Origin of the sequence: Luteimonas deserti (assembly GCF_013425765.1) — a bacterium.
In the GTDB taxonomy this organism is placed as follows: Bacteria; Pseudomonadota; Gammaproteobacteria; order Xanthomonadales; family Xanthomonadaceae; genus Luteimonas; species Luteimonas deserti.
Genome location: NZ_JACCJZ010000004.1, coordinates 137,744 through 158,093 on the forward strand (window position 1 = coordinate 137,744; position 20,350 = coordinate 158,093).

Genomic DNA, 20,350 nt, shown 5'->3' on the forward strand with positions numbered 1-20,350 from the left:
CTCCAGGTGACGAACCGCGGCCACTGTAGCGGCGAACCGTGGGGCGGACCAGTTGCGGCATGATGAAGACCCCTGCGCATCCGGAGCCCACCATGCCGTGTCGTTCGATGCCGATGGCTGCATTCGCCCTGCTGCTCGTGGCCTGCGCCTCGTCGCCGGGTGCCGCCGACCCGGTCGGCACCCCGGCGGCGTCGGTCCCCGGTGGCGGCATCGACGCAGACCGCCTCGCCCGCGACATCGCGACGCTCGCCTCCGACGGGTTCGAGGGGCGCGCGCCCGCCACTCCGGGCGAGGCGCGCACCATCGCCTACATCGCGTCGCGCTTCGCCGAAGCCGGTCTGGCGCCCGGCGGTGAGGCGGGCGGGTGGACCCAGGCGGTCACGCTGGAGCGCAGCCGGATCGACGGGCCGGTCGCCGCGCGGGTCCACGCGGGCGGACGCACGCGGGCGCTGGCCAACGGCGAGGACATCGCGGTCGAGTCGCTGCGGCCCGGGTCGGGCGTTGCCCTGGCCGGGGTCCCTCTGGTCTTCGCCGGCTACGGCATCACCGCGCCCGAGCTCGACTGGGACGACTACGCCGGGCTCGACGTCACCGGCAAGGTCGTCGTCGTGCTGATCAACGATCCGGATTTCGAGGCGGATGCCCCCGGCCGGTTCGGCGGCCGCGCCCTCACCTGGTACGGCCGCTGGACCTACAAGTACGAGGAGGCCGCGCGACGCGGCGCGGCCGGTGTGCTGATCGTGCATGAAACCGAGCCAGCGTCGTATCCATGGGCCACCGTGCGCAACGGCCGCGCCGGCCCGCAATACGACATCGTGCGCGAGAACGCCGAACGGCATCACCTGCCGATGCGCGGCTGGATGCAGCGCCCGGTGGCCGAGCGTCTGTTCGCGGATGCGGGGCTCGATTTCGAACGCGAGAAGCGCCGCGCCCAGGCGGCCGGATTCCGCGGCGGCGCCCTGGGCGACGCGACGCTCGACATCGCCTTCCGCCTGTCACGCGACCGCGTGCGCAGCCACAACGTGGTCGGCGTGCTGGAAGGCGCGAGCCGGCCCGACGAAACAGTGGTGCTGTCGGGCCACTGGGACAGCTTCGGAATCGGCCGGCCCGACGCCAGCGGCGACGCGATCATCAACGGCGCGGTCGACAACGCCACCGCGATCGCATCGCTGATCGAGCTCGCGCGCGTGTTCGCCGCCGGCCCGCGGCCCGCGCGCACGCTGCAGTTCATCGCTCTGACCGCCGAAGAAAGCGGCCTGCTCGGCGCGACGTTCTACGCCGCGAATCCGCTGCGCCCGCTGGAGACGACCGCGGCGGTGCTCAACATGGAGATGTGGAGTCCGGATGGCGAGACGCGCGACATCTCGTCGTGGGGGCGCGGCCGGGTCTCGCTCGAGCGCGATCTCGCGACCGCGGCCGCGGTGGATGGCCGGGTCTGGTCGGCCGATCCCAATCTGGAGGCGGGACTGTTCTACCGCGCCGACCATTTCGCGTTCGCACAGGCCGGCGTGCCGGCGATCACCATCGGTCCCGGCATGGACCAGCTCGACGGCGGCGTGGCCGGAGGCATGGCTGCACGGGCCGACTATTTCGCGAACCGCTACCACCAGCCGGGCGACACCTTCGACGCGAGCTGGGACATGGCCGGGCCGGTGGCGGACACGCGCACGGTCTACCGCCTGGCGCAGGCGCTGGCCGACGCCACGGCGTGGCCGGCATGGGACGTCGAGAGCGAGTTCCACCAGCGTCGCGCGGTCAGTGACGGTGCACGGGGGAGCGGCGCGGCCGGAGCGCGCTGAGACGGCACGTCGGCGTGGCGCCGTCGCGGACACGAGCGGCGGGCGATCGGGTCGTATCCGTCAGGCACACGGTTCCGGAGCGTACGGGCCGGAGCTGCATCGCGCGCAGGGTGCAGCCTGGCGGCCCGAGCCGATTCGTGTAACCGCGTTGCCGGAAAACGCATGCGGCAGTGCCTCGATCGATCTGGCGCAAAAAAACCGCCCCGGGCGGGGCGGCAATTGCCGGTCTGGAGAGAGAGAAGATGCCCGACCGGGGGAGCGCGTGCGCGCGGACGTGGATCAGGTGCGGGCCGGCGGCGTCGTCGTCGGATCGGTGGGCGGCTGCGTGGCCGGATCCGTCGGATCGGTGGGCGGCATGGTCGAGTCCACCGGCGGGGTCATCGGATCCGTTGTCGGCGGCGCCATGGGGTCGGTCGTCGGCGGTGCCATCGGATCCGTCATGGGCGGCGCGTTGGGATCGGTCGGCGGCGGCATCATCGGGTCTGCCGGTGGCGGCGTTGTCGCCGGATCGGTCATCGGCGCCGGGTCGGTCACCGAGGTGTCCTGAGGCGGGGTGTTGTTGCTGCAGGCGCTCATGGCCAACGCGGTCGCGGCCAGCAGCGGAAGGGTGATCTGTCGCATGGGTTCACTCCTAGCGGGATTCGGATCCCACCTTGCGGTGCGGCTCGTGGTCCCGGCGTCATGGTGAGCGTGGAGATTTCGTTACGTCGCGACGTCGACCGGGGTCGGACTTCGTGTTCAGGCGACTGTGCCGACGGCGTGCTGCGGGCACCGGCTAACGGGTCCGTCACGTCGTCCGTCTAACCTGTCGCCATGGCGACGCACGCACCCGGCCCGGCCGATTCCAGTTCCGTGGCGGCCCCGGACCGGGTCGCCGCACTCGCTGCGCGCTTCGCTGCGGTGCGTGCCCACAGTGCCCTGCTCTCGGCGCCGCTCAGCGCCGAGGACGCGATGGTCCAGAGCATGGAGGACGCGAGCCCGGCCAAATGGCATCTGGCGCACACGACGTGGTTCTTCGAGCGTTTCGTGCTCGGTCGCGACGCCGGATACCGTCCGGTGGATCCGGCCTGGGATTACCTGTTCAACAGCTACTACCAGAGCGTGGGGCCGATGCACGCCCGACCGCGCCGCGGCCTGATCTCGCGCCCCGACCTCGCCCAGGTGCGCGACTACCGCGCGCAGATCGACGAACGCATGCGGGCGCTGTTGCGGTCCGGTGACCTGGACAGCGCACGGCTCGATATCCTGGAGCTGGGCCTGCACCACGAGCAGCAGCACCAGGAACTGCTGCTCACCGATATCAAGCACGCATTCTGGAGCAATCCACTCGCGCCGGCCTACCACGACGTCGCACCCGATCCGGCGGGTGCATCGGCGCCGTTGCGCTGGGTGACGCGCGACGAGTCGATCTGCACGATCGGACATCCCGCATGGCCGGGGACCGGTGCGTTCGCCTACGACAACGAGTCGCCACCCCACCGGGTGCTGGTTCCAGCGCATGCGCTCGCGAGCCGGCCGGTCACCAACGCCGAATACCGCGCCTTCATCGACGACGGCGGCTACCGGAGCGCCGCGCTGTGGCTCAGCGCGGGCTGGACGCGCGTGCAGGCCGAGGACTGGCGCCACCCGCTGTACTGGGATGACGCATGCGACCGTGAGTTCACGCTCGCCGGCTGGCGCGACATCGATCTGCATGCGCCGGTCTGTCATCTGAGCTACTACGAGGCGGACGCCTGTGCGCGGTGGGCCGGCGCACGCCTGCCCACCGAGTTCGAGTGGGAGCAGGCTGCAGCCGGGCTCGCCGTCGACGGACGTTTCTCCGATGACGGCGCGCTCCATCCGCGCGCCGCGCCGACCGGCGCAGGCCTGCAGCAGATGTTCGGTGATGTCTGGGAATGGACATCGAGCGCGTATACCGCCTATCCGGGGTACCGGCCGCTGGCGGGTGCTCTGGGCGAATACAACGGCAAGTTCATGGATGCGCAATGGGTGCTGCGCGGTGGCAGCTGCGCGACCCCGCGCGGCCACGTGCGCGCGACGTACCGCAATTTCTTTCCCTCCGATGCGCGCTGGCAGTTCGCCGGTCTGCGCCTTGCCAAGGATTCCGCATGAATGCCGTCACCGCCCGCGCCCGTGCGCAGGCCGCCCTCACCGACCTGCGCCCTCGGCCGGACGACGTCGCCGCCGACACCATCGCAGGGCTGGCACGCACGCCCAAACGGCTGCCGTCGAAATATTTTTACGATGCCGAGGGATCACGGCTGTTCGAGGCGATCACCCGGCAGCCGGAGTACTACCTCACGCGGGTGGAACTGGCGCTGATGGAAACCGCTCTGGGTCCGATCGCACAGGCGGCCGGGCCCGATGTGCACGTGGTCGAGTTCGGCAGCGGCAGCGGCCGCAAGACCGAGCTGCTGCTGGCGGGGCTCGACCATCCGGTGGCCTATACCCCGATCGAGATCTCGCGCACCGCACTGATGGACAGCGTCACCCGACTCGGCCAGTCGTTCCCGGACGTGCAGATGCTGCCGGTGTGCGCCGACTTCACCCGCCCGGTGCCGCTGCCGGCGGCGCAGCACCGTTCGCGACGGACGCTCGTGTTCTTTCCCGGCTCCACCCTAGGCAATTTCCGCGAGGCGGAATCGGTGCAGCTGCTGGCCTCGATGCGCGACACCATGGGCGAGGCGGGCTGCGCCCTGGTCGGCATCGACCTCGACAAGGACCCCGCCGTACTGGAGGCGGCGTACAACGATCTCGCCGGGGTCACGGCGGCGTTCACGCTCAATCTGCTCGCGCGCCTCAACCGCGAGATCGGCAGTGATTTCGCCCTCGACGCCTTTCACCACCGCGCGGTCTACGCCCGCGAACGCATGCGGATCGAAACCGCACTGGTCAGCGATCGCGCGCAGACGGTGCACGTCGGCGAGCACGCGTTCGCGTTCGAGGCCGGCGAGGCGATGCAGGTGGAAATCAGCCAGAAGTACACCGATGCCTCGTTCGCCGCGCTCGCCGCGCGCGCCGGCCTGCGGGTGACCCACGGCTGGAACGATCCCACCGGCGCGTTCGGCCTGCGTCTGGTGCAGCCCGCCTGAGTGCGGACGATGCCGACGCGCGCATCGCCCAAGCCATCGTCGAGCTGCTGACGCAGCGCGACCCGGCCGCGTCGATCTGCCCGTCGGAAGCCGCACGGTGCCTGTGGCCGGCTCCTGCGTGGCGCGACCATATGGTCGAGGTGCGCCGGGTGGCGCTGGACCTGGCGGCGCGTCACTTCATCCTCGTGACCCGCGGGACGACGGTGGTGGCGGATGCCGCCGGATTGCGCGGTCCGGTGCGCCTGCGCAGGGGGCCTCGATTTCCAGGCTGAAAGCGGGGTGCGTGTGGCTGCCGTATCGTGTCGTCCGATGACGCCCCAGCCCGCCGAACACAACGCCGATCCCGCGTTTCCAAGCTCGCCCGCGTGCGAGCGCAACCGTGAGCCGATTCTGGCCGTATTGCGCGAGGTGCTTGCGCGGCGTCACAGCGTGCTCGAGATCGGCAGCGGCACTGGCCAGCACGCGGTCCATTTCGCCGGCGCCATGCCCTGGCTGCGCTCGCAGTGCTCGGACCGACCCGAAGCGCTGGGCGGGCTGCTGCCGCGGCTCCATGCGGCGGCGCTGGCGAACACGCCGCCGCCGCTCGCACTGGATGTCGCGGTGGGCCCGTGGCCGACCGGGGGTGGCGCGCGCTTCGATGCCGCGTTCACCGCGAACACGCTGCACATCATGGATTGGCCCGCCGTCGAGGCCTGCTTCGACGGACTCGACCGGACGCTCGCGGACGACGCGACGTTCGTCGTCTACGGCCCCTTCAAGTTCGCCGGCACCTGTACGAACGACAGCAATCGTGCGTTCGACGCGATGCTGCGTGCGCGTGACCCGCGCTCGGGCATTCGCGATTTCGAAGCCGTGGACGCATTGGCGGCTGACATCGGCCTGCGCCTGCAGGACGACATCGCCATGCCGGCCCACAACCGCTGTCTGATCTGGCGACGCGGGCGCGCCGAGGCCGGCGCGGACACGCCGGCCTCCGGTCACCCGGGACCGGCAGATGCCAGCCGCGGCGGATCGCCAGGTAACGCAGCGCGAAACAGCCGGTCGCACCCGTGACCGCGACCGGCGTCGCCGGCCAGCCGAACGCATCGCCCAGCACCACGCATGCCGCACCGAGCAGCGCGGCCACCGCATAGAGTTCGCGGCGCAGCACGTTGGGAATCTCGGTGACCAACAGGTCGCGAGCGATACCACCGCCGATGCCCGACAGCATGCCCAGCAGGACCGCACCCGTGGGTCCCAGGCCCGTCGCGAGCGCCTTGTCCGCGCCGAGCACGGCGAACAGGCCCAGACCGACGGCATCGAACACCTGCACCGGATTGCGCAACCGGTCGACCCGGGCGCCGAAGTAGAAGGTCGACAGACCGGCCAGAATCGTGACCGCAAGATAGCGCCAGTCCGCCAGCGCCGTCGGAACGAGGCCGAGCAGCGCATCACGCGCGATGCCGCCGGCGGTGGCGGCCGCGAACGACAGCACCAGCACGCCGAACAGGTCGAGCCGCTTGCGCACGCCCAGCGTCGCGCCGCTGATCGCGAACGCGAAGGTGCCGACCAGGTCCAGCACCAGCAGCGGCCAGGCGGTCAGCACGGGCCCCGGCCGTCGGCGACGTCTACGCGGCTCAGGCGGCGACCTGGACCACGCGCAGCGGATTCGCCCACTCGCGCAGCAGCTCCGCCTCGCGCGCCTTGGCGGTGTGCAGGTGCGCCTCCTTGACGTGGCCGTAGCCGCGGATGTGTTCCGGCACGCTGGCGATCTCGGCGGCCAGGTCGACATTGCCGCCATCGAGCGTCTCGAGCAGACCACCGACGGTGGCTTCGTACTCCTTGATGAGACGACGCTCCATCTTCCGTTCTTCGGTGTAGCCGAAGACATCGAACGCGCCGCCACGCAGGAAGCGCAGCTTCGCCAGCACGCCGAAGGCCTTGAACATCCACGGGCCGTACTCGCGCTTGATCAGCTCGCCCTTGTCATTTTTCTTGGCGAGCAGCGGCGGAGCGAGGTGGAAGCGCACGGTGTAGTCGCCCTCGAACTGCTGCTCGAGCTTTCGCCTGAAATCACCGCTGGTATAGAGCCGCGCGACCTCGTACTCGTCCTTGTAGGCCATCAGCTTGAACAGGTAACGCGCGGCGGCTTCCGACAGCGCGCTCGAACCCGATGCGCGCGCGTGCTCGGCGTCGCGCACGCGCTGCACGAAATCGGTGTAGCGCTTCGCGTAGGCGGCATCCTGATAGTCGGTGAGGAAGGCCGCGCGACGCGTGACCAGTTCGTCGAGCGAGCGCGACAGGCGTGCATCGTCGAGTGGCAGGAAGGCGACGTTGTCGGCGCCGCCGTGTTCCGGCACGTGGCGCAGGTCGGCTTCGTTGCGGGTCACGCGCGGCGCGGAGGTCGCGCCCCATTCGCTGGTCTCCCACTCGCCCGGCGGCAGCACCGGCAGCTCGTGGACCACGCGCTCGGCAGCGGTCGGCGCATTGCGCACCAGGCCGGCCGCGGCACTGACCGCATCGAAATCGACGACCGCCAGACGCCCCCAGGCGAACGCGGTCTTGTTCATCTCGACCGCCGCGCCGTTGAGCTCGACCGCGCGCATGATCGCGTCGAACGAGATCGGCACCAGGCCGCGCTGCCAGGCATAGCCGAGGATGAAGAGATTCGCCGCGATCGCATCGCCCATCAGTGCGGTCGCGAGCTGGGTCGCGTCGATCTGCAGCGGTGCCTTGCCGCCGAGCGCGTGCTGGATCGCGGCGACGATGTCGGCCGCCGGGAACTGCATGTCCGGGCGCGTGGTGAACGTGCCGGGCATCGCCTCGTAGGTGTTGAGCACGACCTGGGTGCGATCGCCGCGGATCTTCGACAGCGTCCAGTAGTCGTTGACGACGACCATGTCGCAGCCGAGCACCAGGTCCGCTTCGCCGGCGGCGATGCGCACGGCGTGGATGTCGGCCGGCGTCTTCGCGAAGCGGATGTGCGTGGTCACCGCGCCGCCCTTCTGGGCGAGGCCGGTCTGGTCGAGCACGCTGGAGCCACGACCTTCGAGATGCCCGGCCATGCCGAGCAGCGCGCCGATCGTGACCACGCCGGTGCCGCCGACGCCGGTGATGAGGATGTTCCAGGGCTGCGAGAGATCGCTGGCGAACGTGGGCTGCGGCAGGTTGGCGAGCTTCTCGGCCGCCGAGACCTTCTTGCCCTTGCGCGGCGTGCCGCCGTGCACGGTGACGAAGCTCGGGCAGAAGCCCTCGACGCAGGAATAGTCCTTGTTGCAGTTGCTCTGGTCGATCTCGCGCTTGCGTCCGAATTCCGTCTCCTTCGGCAGCACCGACACGCAGAACGACTTCTTGCCGCAATCGCCGCAGCCTTCGCAGACCAGCGAATTGACCACCACGCGCTTCTGCGGATCGGCGATCTTGCCGCGCTTGCGGCGGCGGCGTTTTTCGGTGGCGCAGGTCTGGTCGAAGATCAGCACGCTGGTGCCCTTGACCTCGCGCAGGCGCTTCTGCACCGCGTCGAGATCGCGGCGGTCATGGAACTCGACGCCGGACGGGAAGATCTCCGGCTTGGACCACTTGCCGATGTCGTCGCTGACCAGCGCGATCACATCGACGCCTTCGCTGCGCACCTGGTGCGCGATCTGCGGCACGGTCAACGTGCCGTCGACCGGCTGGCCGCCGGTCATCGCGACCGCGTCGTTGTAGAGGATCTTGTAGGTGATGTTGACGCCGGCGGCGACCGACTGGCGGATCGCCAGCGAGCCGCTGTGGAAGTAGGTGCCGTCGCCGAGGTTCTGGAACACGTGAGGCGTATCGGTGAACGCGGCCTGCCCGCACCAGGTGACGCCTTCGCCGCCCATCTGGGTGAAGGTGTCGGTGTCGCGGTCCATCCACGTGACCATGTAATGGCAGCCGATGCCGGCCAGCGCGCGCGAGCCTTCCGGCACCTTGGTGCTGGTGTTGTGCGGGCAGCCCGAGCAGTAGTGCGGCACGCGCGGGAACTGCGCGCGGGGCAGTGCCAGTTCGCCTTCCTTCGCCTCCATCCACTGCAGCACGTCGTGCATCTTCTGCCGCGCGCTGCCCTCGTCGGGCAGGTAGCGCAGGATGCGGCGCGCGATCACGCCGGCGATCGTCGCGGGCGTGAGTTCGCCGGTGCTCGGCAGGATCCACGCGCCGCTCTCGTCGTACTTGCCGACGATGCTCGGGCGCTCGCCTTCGAAGTTGTAGAACAGCTCCTTCATCTGGCCTTCGATGAAGCCGTGCTTCTCCTCGACGACCAGGATGTCCTGCAGCCCGCGCGCGAAGCTGCGGATGCCGACCGGCTCCAGCGGCCAGGTCATGCCGACCTTGTAGACGCGGATGCCGAGCGCGCGGCACGCGGCTTCGTCGAGGCCGAGATACTCGAGCGCGGTCAGCACGTCGAGATAGCTCTTGCCGGTGGTGACGATGCCGAAGCGCGCATCCGGGGTGTCCAGCACCATGCGGTCGATGCGGTTCGCACGCGCGAACGCCTGCGCGGCCTTGACCGCATAGCGGTGCAGGCGCATTTCCTGGTCCATCGGCGGATCGGGCCAGCGGATGTTGAGACCGCCGGACGGCATCTCGAAATCGTCCGGGGTGACGATCTCCAGCGCGAACGGGTTCACATCGACCGACATCGACGATTCCACCGTCTCGGCGATGGTCTTGAAGCCGACCCAGCGCCCGGTGTAGCGAGACATCGCCCAGCCGACCAGGCCCATGTCGAGGATGTCCTGCACGCCGGCCGGATTGAGGATCGGCATCATCGCGCTGGTGAACTCACCCTCGCTGCCGTGCGGCAGGGTCGAACTGCGGCAGGCATGGTCGTCGGCGGCCAGCGCCAGCACGCCGCCATGCTTGCCGGTGCCCGCGGCGTTGCCGTGCTTGAACACGTCGCCGCACCGGTCCACGCCCGGGCCCTTGCCGTACCACATGGCGTAGACGCCATCGACGTTCGCACCTGGGAACAGGTTGGTCTGCTGGGTCCCCCAGACCATCGTCGCGCCGAGGTCCTCGTTGAGGCCGGGCTGGAACTTCACGTTGGCCTCGGCGAGATACTTCTTCGCGCGCCACAGTTCCAGGTCAAAGCCGCCGAGCGGTGAGCCGCGGTAGCCGGAGATGAAGCCACCCGTATTCAGGCCCGCGGCCGCGTCGCGCAGGCGCTGCATCAGCGGCAACCGCACCAGGGCCTGCACGCCGGACAGGTAGATCCGGCCCTCGGTGCGCGTGTATTTGTGTTCGAGCGTGTAGTCGGTATCAAGCACGCCGTTGGTCAGGCCGATATCGGCGGAGGCGGGCGAGGAGAGTTCGGCGGTGCTGGTCATGACGGAAGCTCTGGCAGGCGCACGGGCGCTGGCGGGCCGCCACGGGCGGGGGCGCGCGGCGGGTGTGGCTGGGGGAAGCGGCGCGGATTGTAACAGCGAGGGTCCGGGGAGGGCCCGATGAACGCGGCGCCGGGGGCGCCGCGCGGCTACAATGCAAGGGGGATACGACGGTGGATTCAGGGGGAAAACGAGTGAACACACATCTGCGACCGGGCCTGTGCCTGCTGTTGCTGCTGGCGGCGTCGGCGGTGCACGCCCAGCGTGCGCCGGCACCGGCGGAGTTCTATTTCGACGACGATGCGCGCGTGGCGGTGCCGCTCGTGGCGATTCCGGGCGAGGGCGACGAAGTCCACGGCCGGTTGCTGCAGCTGATCGACCGCAACGGGCGCAATGTCGATGTGGCCCGTGCCCAGCTGGCCCGGGCGCTGATGCGCAGCGGGCGCGAGGAAACCGGACGGGCGATGTACGCCCAGGTGCTCGCCGCGCTCCCGGCGCGTGCGCCGCTGCGCAGTTCGGTGCACTGGAACTACGGCTGGGATCTGTCTCGCGCCGGCCATGCCGACGAGGCCGTGGCCCAGTGGGTGCTGGCCCTCGAAGGCCGTCTGGTCAAGCCCGCGTGGGCGCCGCCCACGCTGGCCCTGGGCCTGTGGCGGATGGGGCGCCGCGACGAGGCGGTGCAGTGGTACGCAGCCGCCGTGCGCACCGAACCCCAGCGCTGGAGCGATCCCGCGCAATTCCAGGCGCTGCTGCCCGACTGGACCGACGCCGAACGCGCCACGCTGCGCGATGTGCACGCGGCCTGGTTCGCCAACCAGCCCGCCTGGCCCTGAGCGCCCGCGCGGTCAGTCCCTGGCTTCGACCGGGATGCCGCGCGCCACCAGCCACGCGCGCACGGTCTCCCGATCGCGCCGCGCGTCGGCCGACAGCACCTCGTCGCGGGCCCGGAAAAACGAGGGCTGGAACGTGTTTCCGGTCCGGTCCCGCGCGGTCGGATCCGCCCCGCTCTCGAGCAGGCGTACGACCCAGCCTGTGGCATTGATGCGTGCGGCCTTGTGCAACAGGGTCGCGCCGAAGGAATCGGTGGCGTCGACCCGCGCACCGGCGTCGAGCAGCATGCGGATCGTGCGCTCGTTGCGCGCTTCCAGCGCATTGAACAGCGGGGTTTCCCCGTTCCTGCCGTTCGGGGCGTCCGGAGGGGCGCCGCGAGCGAGCAGCGTCTCGAGGTAGGCCGGGTCATCCTGCATCGCCGCGACGTGGACAGCGGTGTTGCCGTTGGATGCACCGGCGGTGGCGTCGGCGCCCGCATCCAGCAGAGTCTGGAACGCGCGGCGGTCGCCACGCAGGATCGCGGCCTGGAGCAGGGGCGAGCCGTTGGCATCGGTCGCATTCGGGTTGGCCCCGTCCGCGACCAGGCGCCGGACATCGGCCGCATCCCCCGCGCTGGCGGCGCGCGACAGGGCCTCGGTGGCCGGATTCGAAGACGCATCGTGATTCATGCTGGTTCCTTGTCTGGCACAGGCCCCGCCGGCGACGAGGGCCAGCGCGATGCAGGCGATCGCTGGCCATCGCACCGCGACAGCGGACGTTCCGGCAACTCCCATCATGGCGAGGGCCCTCAGGCGGTACAAGGCGTCAGGCTAGTCCGCACACTGCTCAGCCCACGTGAGGCCGGGTGAACGTACGGGCCGCTCGCGGCTCAACGGAACCAGTTCACCGGATTGAGATTCTCGCCGGCCCAGCGCGCGCCGTCGGCGATGCGATCCCCGGTCCAGCTCGCCGCCTCGCCGACCGCGCGGGCGCCGTCGGCAATGCGCTCGCCGGTCCAGGTGGCGCCCTCGACGATGCGCTCTCCGGTCCAGTTCGCACCTTCGATGAGACGCTCTCCGGTCCAGGCCGCACCTTCGACCAGGCGATCGCCGGCCCACTGGGCGCCGTCACCCGCGCGGTCGAGCACCCACTCCGCCCCGTCCCCCAGCGTGTCGAGCCCCCATTGCGTGCCGCCGCCGACCGCATCGGCGACATTGTCGACGGCGCGGCCGGTCCACTCGACACCGCTGGCCACCGCGTCGAAGGGTGCATCGAGCCCGGTGCGGTCGCCGAGGTCACGCAGCACGCTGCCGCCCAGGTTGGCCACGTTCTCCACCACGTCGCCGGCGGTATCCAGCGTGTTGGCGACCACGTCGCCGGCGAGGCCGGTCACGCCGTCCACCACGTCACCGGCGATGCCGAAGCTGCCGTCGACATAGCGGCCGTTCGCGAAGTCGCCCTGCACCACGTCGCGGATCCCACTGTAGGCGTCGCCCAGGGTCGCCCGGCCGTCGCTGTAGAGGCCGCCGATGCCGTTGGCGAGCGAACCGAGCTGGTTGAGGTTGTGCTCGCCGATGTTCTCGAGCGTGCCGAGCACGAGGCCGAGATCGGTCCCACCGCGATCGGCAGGCGACCGGGCGGTGTTCTCGCGCAGCGCCTGGACATACGACGTGTCGTCGCCGCCACCACCATGCAGGCCCAGCATGTCGAAGCGGCCCATGCCGGCCGGCGGATCAATCCGCAGCTCATGGCCCACCGCGTTGGGTGGCGACAGCGGCAGCGGCACGTCCTGCTGGGCCAGGGTGAGCGGATCGCCGTCGACCACGTAGCGGCGGATCTGGCCGCTGTCGGCCAGTTCGCCACGTGCGGCGTTGGGATTGAAGCCGAGCGAGGCCAGGGTGTTGTTGCTCAGGCCGCTCGAATTGAAGGTCACGCCCGGCACGTCCGCCGCGAGCATCGAAGCCGATGCAAGGCCGCCGCCCAGGGAGTGGCCGGTGATCGCGACATTGCCCGCGCCGAAGGTGTCGACCGCGAGATTGGCGAGCTCCATCGCCTGCGAATACTGCGCGGTCTCCATTCCGAGACCCTGGCCACCATTGGCGCGCGAATCGCCGCCTGCGCCCAGACCCCAGTTGTCCGTGCCGCGATAGGCCACGACGTACTGGCCCTCCGCGTTCTGGTAGATCGCCGCGTCGAAGCCGGTCTGCGGGTCGCGCAAGGCCCCCGGTGCGATCGGGATCTGGTTGCCCTGCGCGTCGACCAGATGGCTGCCGTCCTCGCTGGGCGTGAGCCGGTTCCAGCCGGCCGCCTGCAGATCCGCCTCCGCCGCGGTGCCGGTGGCGCCGTCGGGTCCGGTCAGCATGTAGCTGTCGTTGGCCATCAGCGCGAAGTGCAGATCGCGCTCGGGCTGCGGATCCAGGCCGCGCACCGCATCGGCGAAGCTGCCGTCGCCGCGCGGGTAGCCGGCGCTGGTATCGACGCGGACGGGCAGCGAGGCCGGCGTGGCCGGGCCCACGTACTGTGCGGGATCCAGCGCGAAGTCGCGGTAGGACTCGATGGAATTGCCGTTGCCGGAGAGCGGGGACAGGCTCATGGCGTGCACCTGGACGGAGACGATGGTCCGACCATAGGACGAACCGCTGCCGGCGACAGCTGGTGCGCACCCTAGGTCCGCAGTGGGCTCGTCGGCAGCCCATGCCTCAGACGGGGCGCCGCGTGCGGACCGCGATGGCGGGCGAATCCCCGGCCTGTCCGTCCACTCGCCTCCGCGAGGTCCTCAGCGTCTTGAATGGCGTCCGGGTCCACATCCGTGCGGACACGCGCCCGTGGCACTGGCCGCTTGCCGGCATCCCCGCTCGTCCCACCGGATGCATGCGACAGGCGGAGGGCCGGCCGGACACGGATCCGGCGCCTGATCGAAGCCGGCCAAGCGTCGGGCGGGCAGCCGGATCGGCCGCGCTCGCGGTCGCAGTTCCGGTTCACGTCCCGCCGACCGGCCTGCCGGACTCCCGCAATCTGTGGTGCACGCGTCCAGCCGACCGGCGCGTCACAACTGCGCGGCGTCCTGCTCGTGCCGTGGTCTGCTCCAGCGGGCTGGGCGCGGCAGCATGGCCGGTGAGCGTCGCGGAAGCCGCAACCGAACGGTGTGTCGGTGAAGTCCTTCAGCGCAACGCGCCACCTCGCCAGCCCGTCGCCTCGGGCGGCGGCGACCTAGGCGATCGAGAGAGGGGGGCCTGGCTGCTTCCGCAGCCACGCCCGGCTGCGCGGGCACACCGGGTGCCACACGCGACGCGGCCATGAGCGCGCCGCGGGTTTCAACCCCGACGATGCCGTCGACGTCGGGTCCGTGGGCCTGCCGGAAACGCAGGGACCGCCTCGTCTGTCGGGCACCCGACACTTCGTCGACCTCCGGGGGTGCAGGTGGAGTTCGGTTCGCGCGGCGTCGGTTGTCAGAGGGCTACCGTGTCCGGCGCTCGGCCATCCGCGACCCTGCGGACCGTGCGTTCGGACCCCCGGCCATGCCGCGCAGGCGGCCGGTCAGCTGACTCGCCGGTCGGTCGCGCGCTACTGTGTGCGGCCCGCAGTCCCGGATCCACGCCATGCCCCGTCTGCTTCCGTCTCTGCTCGCCCTCGCCATGGTCGGCATCACGATGCCGACCACCGTGGCCGCGGCCGACCGCATCACCGGGCAGCCGTTCGCGACCCGCAGCGAGGTCTACGCGCCCCATGCGATGGCCGCGACCTCGCATCCGCTGGCGACCCAGATCGCGCTCGACACGATGAAGGCCGGCGGCAGCGCAGTCGATGCGGCGATCGCCGCCAACGCCGCGCTCGGGCTGATGGAGCCGACTGGCAACGGCATCGGCGGTGATCTGTTCGCGATCGTCTGGGACCCGAAGACGAAGCGTCTCTACGGCTACGACGGCTCCGGGCGTTCGCCGCGCTCGCTCACGCTGGCCGAGTTCCAGCGTCGCGGGCTCACCGATATTCCGTCGCACGGCCCGCTGCCGGTGACCGTGCCGGGCACGGTGGACGGCTGGTTCGCGCTGCACGCGCGCTTCGGCACGCTCACGATGGCCGAGAACCTCGCGCCGACGATCCGCTACGCGCGCGAAGGCCATCCGGTGCACGAGGTCATCGCGTATTACTGGGACCGTTCGGTGCCGCGTCTGGGCAAGTGGCCGGGCTTCACCGAGCAGTTCACGATCGACGGCCGCGCGCCGCGCACCGGCGAAACCTGGCGCAACCCGAATCTCGCCGACACGCTGCAGGCGATCGCCGACGGTGGCCGCGACGCCTTCTACAAGGGCGACATCGCGCGTGTGATCGGCGACTACTTCGCCGCCAACGACGGCTTCCTGTCCTACGACGACATGGCCGCGCACACCGGCAACTGGGTCGAACCGGTGTCGACGAACTACCGCGGTGTCGACGTGTGGGAACTGCCGCCCAGCGGGCAGGGCATCGCCGCACTGCAGATCCTCAATCTGCTCGAGCCCTACGACCTGAAGTCCTACGGCTTCGGCAGCCCCGAGCACGTGCATCTGTTCGTCGAGGCCAAGAAGCTGGCCTTCGCCGATCGCGCGCGCTGGTATGCCGATCCGGAATTCCACCCGGCGCCGGTCGCGCGGCTGATCTCGAAGGAGTACGCCCGCGAGCGCGGCGCGCTGATCTCGATGGACACCGCGCTGCGCGAAGTGCAGCCGGGCACGCCGAAGCAGCTCGACGAGGGCGACACGATCTATCTGACGACCGCCGACGCCGACGGCATGATGGTTTCGCTGATCCAGTCCAACTACCGCGGCATGGGCAGTGGCATGGCGCCGCCGGGCCTGGGCTTCATCCTGCAGGACCGCGGCGAGCAGTTCGTGCTGCGCGAGGATCATCCCAACGCCTACGCACCGGGCAAGCGGCCGTTCCACACCATCATCCCCGGCTTCGCCACCAGGGACGGCGAGCCCTGGCTGAGCTTCGGCGTCATGGGCGGCGCGATGCAGCCGCAGGGGCATGCGCAGATCATCATCAACATGGTCGACTTCGGCATGAACCTGCAGGAAGCCGGCGACGCGCCGCGCATCCAGCACGACGGCTCGACCGATCCCGCCGGCCAGGCCACGCCGATGACCGACGGCGGCGAGGTCGATCTCGAATCCGGATTCGCCTACGGAACCGTGCGCGCGCTGATGATGAAGGGCCATTCGGTGCGCTTCGCGCATGGGCCGTATGGCGGGTACCAGGCGATCATGAAGAACCCGCACGGCGGCTGGATCGGCGCCAGCGAATCGCGCAAGGACGGTCACGCGGCGGGCTACTGACAGAGAGCCGCAGCCGAGGCTAAGCTCGTCCGACACGGATGTGGAGAGGCGGAATGCGCGGTTGGATCCTTTCGGGACTCGCGGTACTGGCCGTCGCCTGCTCGCACCCTGGCGCCGGCGATGCGGATGCGCGTGTCGGCACTGGCAGCAGCCCACCTCCGTCGATCGGCAGGGCGGAATCGGACGGCCCTGCAGATGGCGCCGTCGGCAGGCAGGACTATCTGCTTCGTACCGCGCATGCGCTCGCCCAGCTCGACAGTCCCCGCGAACTGGCGCTGGCGGCGTTGCTCCGGCAGGCGGCCAGCCGTTCCTCGCCGCCGCAGCCGGGCGATGTCATCGACGCGAACCGGACCCGGGTGCAGTTCGATGGTCTTGCGCGCGAATGGCGCCAGCGCGCTGCAACGCGCGCCGGCGACGACGTCATCGCCAACGTTCTCTTGATCATGGGCGCCAGCAAGGGCGATGCCGTCTCGCAAGCCGCAGCCCGGCGCTGGGCCGATGCGCAACCCGACAACAGTGCGCCGCTGCTGCTGAGCACCGATCTGCCGGTCGACGGCATGCTGCAAGCCGCTGCCGCACGGCACTACGACAGCGCCTATCTCCCGACATTGAGATGGATACGCGATGCCTTAAGTGCTTATCCGGCCGAGGCGCAGATCCGTCCATCGGCAGGAGACGCGGAGCCAATGACGGAGCACGTCCACGCCACGATGCTGGCGCTCGAGCTGTCGACCGGCAACGCCATTTCCGCGTATTCGCGCATCGTGGGCAGCTGCCGCGCCGATGCGCCAGAGGTCCAGACAGCCTGCAGATCGGTGGCCACGCAGTTGCTCGACGCCGACACAGTGCTCGCCCGCGACTGGGGGCGAGCACTCATGACGCAGCTCGTCGGTCCTGATGGGGAGGCCGCTCGGAAAAGCGCCTGGACGATCCTTGTGATGCAGCGCGCAACCGCGGAGCACGAGGAGCTCCAGTACACGCGCCTGCTCGATGACGCGTCGATCCGTACCGAGATCGACCTGCAGGCTCGCATACTGTCGGATGCCGGCCTTGCATCCGCGCCGCCTTCCGACTGGATGCCGGCGACGCCGTGAACGGCGTCACGAACCACCATGAGGGCTGTTGTGCTGACTCTGCTCCGATCCGGGACCTTCCAATGATCCGTCCACTGCTCGCGGTCGCGTGTGCGTTCGTATTTGCGGTATCTGCCGCGTATGCGCAATCGGCCTACGATCGCGTCGACGCTGAGGATGAGCAGCAGGAAGATGGGGCGGCGGGGAACGCATGGCGCAGCTGGTCGCAGCGCAGCGCCACTGCGCTCGCCGCAGCCGGCGGGCCGCGCGAGCTCGCATTGGCCGCCGTGCTGCGCCCGCACGATGCGGGGGCGGATGCGCAACGCCTCGCCTGGCAGCGCCGGGCGGCCGGGCGTGCCGGTGCCGACGTCCTGACCAATGCCTGGCTCGCAGCGAGCGGAGAACCGGACATCCGCGTGCGCGCGGCCCAGCGCTGGCTCGGTGAGGAGCCGACGAACCTCGCGCCGTTGCTCGCGCGCGGCGGCAGCGTGGACGCCCTGCTGGCCGACGCACGTGGCGCCGGCCGGTTCGATCTGCACATGCTCGACCAGGTGCGCTGGGCGCAGTCGGCGCTGCTGCGGACGTCGCCCACCGCGGACGAGCGCGCCGCCCTGGCCGGCGCCGGCACATCAGATCCGGTCGAACTGGCCACGCTGTCGGCGTCGTCGCTCTGGGCCGGCACGGCCCTGCCCGATCCCGCGCCGTTGCTGCGGGCCTGCGCGCCGACGGCCGTGCGCGGCGATGCGGTCCGCCTCGGCCGTTGCCGGCATGTCGGCACGGTGATGGCGGATGCGTCCGATACGCAGTTCGGCCGGAGCGTCGGACTGCGGATGCTCGAGCAATTGGCGGCCACGCCCGCAGAACGGGCGGCTGCACAGGCGCGCCGGCGCACGCTCGACTGGCGGATGCTCGAATGGGGCCGGGCGAGCGCCGCATTGCCGCACGGTGGCGCCGGGCAGTTCGTCCGCTTCCTGGCGGATCCGTCGCTGCGGACGGAAGCCGATCTCGTAGACCGCGCGTTGCGGGAAGCCGGCGTCGCGGGCGAGCCCTCGCCCGGCTGGCAGGTGCCGCGCTAGCGCCGCTCAGCGGTCGATCGGGTACACGCTGGCGACGCGGCAGCGCGTCTCGCCACCGGCGGAGATGCGACGCAGGATCTCGCCCTCCAGTCCGCCGGCGGTCGCCGCGCGCGAGAACAGGACGTGATCGCCGGCGTGGCCGCAGACCATCCCCGTCCCTGTCCCCGAGACCAGGGTCAGCACCTCTGCGCCGTCGTCGTCGCACGCCCCGGTGGTCTCGATCCGGTAGCGCCGGTGACCCGACGCCTGGCGCGGAGAGACGTCCACCTCGATGCCCGAGGGGCCCTGGTGCCAGCTGCGCAGCCAGCGGTTGGCGACGCAGTAATCGGGCGTGCCACGGAATCCACGGACACGCTCGCCGCGGACGACCAGGGCGCCGAGCGTCGTGGGCGCCGCCTGTGCCTCGCGCACCAGCGCGGCGTAAGCGCGCGCATCCACTGGCGTGACCAACGCGACCGGGCAGGCATGGCGTGCGGACTGCACCGCCTCGCCGGGCGCGCCGCATATCCATCCGTCCCGGCCGACCAGACGGGCATCCTCGTCGGCGAGCACGCCGGCGCAATCACCGGCCAGTCCCAGCCGGTGCCTGCCGCCGTTATCGTCCCGCAGCACCAGGGTGAACGGATCGGCCTGGTGGATCTCGGCGATCGCGCGCGCATCGACGCAGTGCGGCGCGGGCGGCTCACGCCCTGCAGCGGGCAGGGCCAGCACGGCCAGCAGGCCGAGCATCCAGGTGGGTCGCATCGTGAACCTCCATGTCACGCCCTCGCCGGGCGCGCCGAGACTAGCACCGGCGATCGCACATCGACCACCTCGCCCGCGGCTCTTGGCCTTGAAGCCCTGCCGGCGCACACTTCGCGCCAGCGGCGACAGGGCGTCGGCGCACGGGGAACGGGGACAACTGATGTCAGTAACACGCACCGTCTGCGGCCTGTGCGCCGCACTCGTATTGGTCGGCGGCAGTATGCCGGCCGGGGCCCAGTCGGGCGGGCGCTTCGTGCTGGGCGCGGGCTTCACGCCCGACCCGCAGACCGCGCAGGGCCGCACCGGTGGCGACACCCAGGCGAGTCGCTTCGGACCGCAGTGCACCGGGGTGGTCGCCAGCACGCCGCACCACACCATCAGGGTCACGTCGGCGCTCGACCTGCAGCTCGCGCTGGACAGCACCACCGACTCCACGCTGGTGGTGGTCGGTCCGGCCGGGGTGTTCTGCGACGACGACAGCGGCGGGCAGCTCGATGCCCGTGTCCAGGCCCGCCTGACGCCGGGCGACTACGCGGTCTACGTGGGCCACATCGACACCCCCGGCAGCTACACCCTGAGCCTGACCGAACGCGCCGGCGTCACCGCCGGAACATCGAACCAGTACGCCGACTTCCGGCTCGGCGCCGGCTTCACTCCCGATCCGCAGGTCGGCACCGGCACCACCGGTGGCCCGGTGCAGGCCAGCACCTACGGTGCGCATTGCACCGGCATGGTCGATTCCACGCCCGACCACCGCCTGACCATCACCTCCACGGTGACCCTGCGTCTCGCCGTCACCAGCACCACGGACTCGAGCCTGGTCGTCCGCGGTGCAGGCAAGGTGCTGTGCGACGACGACAGCGGCGGCGCACTCGATGCGGCCATCGTCGACAGCTTCCGTCCCGGCGAGTACGAGATCTACGTCGGCCAGCTCGGCGAGCCCGGCGAATACCGGCTGACGCTCAGCGAAACCCGCTGACGCTCGGCGCAGCCCGGCCGCACGGGTGACCGGTCCGCGGCCGGCGCTCACGGTGGAAGCCGAATCCGTCGCGCCGGCGCACCGGCACCGGATCCACGCCGCGCCGCGGCGCGCCACGGCGGTCCGGATCGGCGTCGA

14 protein-coding genes and 2 pseudogenes are annotated in these 20,350 nt (G+C 70.6%); 10 read left to right on the forward strand and 6 right to left on the reverse strand.

Annotated elements, in window-relative coordinates:
• Positions 1 to 92: 92 nt before the first annotated feature.
• On the forward strand, positions 93 to 1,799 hold the full coding sequence (locus H0E82_RS01255; RefSeq protein ID WP_180543160.1) for a M28 family metallopeptidase: 1,707 nt from the start codon (positions 93 to 95) through the stop codon (positions 1,797 to 1,799).
• 279 nt (positions 1,800 to 2,078) lie between these two features.
• Here H0E82_RS01255 and H0E82_RS01260 read toward each other — a convergent pair whose 3' ends face one another.
• Positions 2,079 to 2,420: a hypothetical protein gene (locus tag H0E82_RS01260; RefSeq protein ID WP_180543161.1), complete on the reverse strand. Its 342-nt coding sequence runs from the start codon at positions 2,418 to 2,420 to the stop codon at positions 2,079 to 2,081.
• A gap of 192 nt (positions 2,421 to 2,612) precedes the next feature.
• Between H0E82_RS01260 and egtB the strand changes: the two genes are divergently transcribed.
• The 4 genes and pseudogenes from egtB to H0E82_RS01275 all read left to right on the forward strand — a co-directional run.
• Positions 2,613 to 3,911 (forward strand): ergothioneine biosynthesis protein EgtB, encoded by a 1,299-nt coding sequence (egtB, locus tag H0E82_RS16725; RefSeq protein ID WP_235974120.1) that lies wholly within the window; start codon positions 2,613 to 2,615, stop codon positions 3,909 to 3,911.
• Positions 3,908 to 4,891, forward strand: a complete 984-nt coding sequence (gene egtD / locus H0E82_RS01265) for an L-histidine N(alpha)-methyltransferase (RefSeq protein ID WP_235974121.1) — start codon at positions 3,908 to 3,910, stop codon at positions 4,889 to 4,891. Before egtB ends, egtD begins: the two co-directional genes overlap by 4 nt.
• A 23-nt stretch (positions 4,892 to 4,914) precedes the next feature.
• Positions 4,915 to 5,163: a DUF3253 domain-containing protein gene (locus H0E82_RS01270; protein ID WP_328796935.1), complete on the forward strand. Its 249-nt coding sequence runs from the start codon at positions 4,915 to 4,917 to the stop codon at positions 5,161 to 5,163.
• A 37-nt stretch (positions 5,164 to 5,200) separates the two neighbouring features.
• Positions 5,201 to 5,833: pseudogene (locus tag H0E82_RS01275) on the forward strand (DUF938 domain-containing protein); the annotation flags it as partial.
• A 43-nt stretch (positions 5,834 to 5,876) separates the two neighbouring features.
• On the opposite strand, the pseudogene H0E82_RS01280 reads toward H0E82_RS01275, so the two are convergent.
• Positions 5,877 to 6,458, reverse strand: a pseudogene (locus H0E82_RS01280) (trimeric intracellular cation channel family protein); the annotation flags it as partial.
• Between the two features lie 49 nt (positions 6,459 to 6,507).
• Positions 6,508 to 10,218, reverse strand: a complete 3,711-nt coding sequence (locus H0E82_RS01285; protein WP_180543164.1) for an indolepyruvate ferredoxin oxidoreductase family protein — start codon at positions 10,216 to 10,218, stop codon at positions 6,508 to 6,510.
• 191 nt (positions 10,219 to 10,409) lie between these two features.
• Between H0E82_RS01285 and H0E82_RS01290 the strand changes: the two genes are divergently transcribed.
• A complete protein-coding gene (locus H0E82_RS01290; protein WP_328796923.1) occupies positions 10,410 to 11,048 on the forward strand; it encodes a tetratricopeptide repeat protein in 639 nt (212 codons plus the stop codon).
• A gap of 12 nt (positions 11,049 to 11,060) precedes the next feature.
• Here the strand turns inward: H0E82_RS01290 and H0E82_RS01295 are convergent, their stop codons facing one another.
• Both H0E82_RS01295 and H0E82_RS01300 read right to left on the reverse strand, forming a co-directional pair.
• Positions 11,061 to 11,714 (reverse strand): ankyrin repeat domain-containing protein, encoded by a 654-nt coding sequence (locus tag H0E82_RS01295; protein WP_180543165.1) that lies wholly within the window; start codon positions 11,712 to 11,714, stop codon positions 11,061 to 11,063.
• A gap of 200 nt (positions 11,715 to 11,914) precedes the next feature.
• Positions 11,915 to 13,618 carry a Tle-like phospholipase domain-containing protein gene (locus H0E82_RS01300; protein WP_180543166.1) on the reverse strand — a complete coding sequence of 568 codons (1,704 nt, stop codon included), beginning with the start codon at positions 13,616 to 13,618 and terminating at the stop codon, positions 11,915 to 11,917.
• A 1,006-nt stretch (positions 13,619 to 14,624) separates the two neighbouring features.
• On the opposite strand from H0E82_RS01300, the gene ggt reads away from it, so the two are divergent.
• The 3 genes from ggt to H0E82_RS01315 all read left to right on the forward strand — a co-directional run bounded on the left by ggt (position 14,625) and on the right by H0E82_RS01315 (position 18,489).
• Positions 14,625 to 16,340 (forward strand): gamma-glutamyltransferase, encoded by a 1,716-nt coding sequence (gene ggt, locus H0E82_RS01305; protein WP_180543167.1) that lies wholly within the window; start codon positions 14,625 to 14,627, stop codon positions 16,338 to 16,340.
• Positions 16,341 to 16,624: 284 nt separating this feature from the next.
• On the forward strand, positions 16,625 to 17,434 hold the full coding sequence (locus H0E82_RS01310; protein WP_180543168.1) for a hypothetical protein: 810 nt from the start codon (positions 16,625 to 16,627) through the stop codon (positions 17,432 to 17,434).
• Positions 17,435 to 17,496: 62 nt separating this feature from the next.
• The gene (locus H0E82_RS01315) at positions 17,497 to 18,489 is read left to right on the forward strand and encodes a hypothetical protein (RefSeq protein WP_180543169.1); all 993 of its coding nucleotides are present in this window, start codon (positions 17,497 to 17,499) and stop codon (positions 18,487 to 18,489) included.
• Positions 18,490 to 18,495: 6 nt separating this feature from the next.
• Here H0E82_RS01315 and H0E82_RS01320 read toward each other — a convergent pair whose 3' ends face one another.
• Complete coding sequence (locus H0E82_RS01320) at positions 18,496 to 19,233, reverse strand: hypothetical protein (RefSeq protein WP_180543170.1); 738 nt, start codon at positions 19,231 to 19,233, stop codon at positions 18,496 to 18,498.
• Between the two features lie 160 nt (positions 19,234 to 19,393).
• Between H0E82_RS01320 and H0E82_RS01325 the strand changes: the two genes are divergently transcribed.
• Positions 19,394 to 20,212: a hypothetical protein gene (locus tag H0E82_RS01325; protein ID WP_180543171.1), complete on the forward strand. Its 819-nt coding sequence runs from the start codon at positions 19,394 to 19,396 to the stop codon at positions 20,210 to 20,212.
• The last annotated feature ends 138 nt before the right edge of the window (positions 20,213 to 20,350 follow it).

Bases quoted from the DNA above. Each gene is read 5' to 3' on its own strand.
- H0E82_RS01255 (WP_180543160.1), top strand. From the start codon at position 93: ATGCCGTGTCGTTCGATGCCGATGGCTGCATTCGCCCTGCTGCTCGTG.
- H0E82_RS01260 (WP_180543161.1), bottom strand. From the start codon at position 2,420: ATGCGACAGATCACCCTTCCGCTGCTGGCCGCGACCGCGTTGGCCATG.
- egtB (WP_235974120.1), top strand. From the start codon at position 2,613: ATGGCGACGCACGCACCCGGCCCGGCCGATTCCAGTTCCGTGGCGGCC.
- egtD (WP_235974121.1), top strand. From the start codon at position 3,908: ATGAATGCCGTCACCGCCCGCGCCCGTGCGCAGGCCGCCCTCACCGAC.
- H0E82_RS01285 (WP_180543164.1), bottom strand. From the start codon at position 10,218: ATGACCAGCACCGCCGAACTCTCCTCGCCCGCCTCCGCCGATATCGGC.
- H0E82_RS01295 (WP_180543165.1), bottom strand. From the start codon at position 11,714: ATGAATCACGATGCGTCTTCGAATCCGGCCACCGAGGCCCTGTCGCGC.
- H0E82_RS01300 (WP_180543166.1), bottom strand. From the start codon at position 13,618: ATGAGCCTGTCCCCGCTCTCCGGCAACGGCAATTCCATCGAGTCCTAC.
- ggt (WP_180543167.1), top strand. From the start codon at position 14,625: ATGCCCCGTCTGCTTCCGTCTCTGCTCGCCCTCGCCATGGTCGGCATC.
- H0E82_RS01315 (WP_180543169.1), top strand. From the start codon at position 17,497: ATGATCCGTCCACTGCTCGCGGTCGCGTGTGCGTTCGTATTTGCGGTA.
- H0E82_RS01320 (WP_180543170.1), bottom strand. From the start codon at position 19,233: ATGCGACCCACCTGGATGCTCGGCCTGCTGGCCGTGCTGGCCCTGCCC.
- H0E82_RS01325 (WP_180543171.1), top strand. From the start codon at position 19,394: ATGTCAGTAACACGCACCGTCTGCGGCCTGTGCGCCGCACTCGTATTG.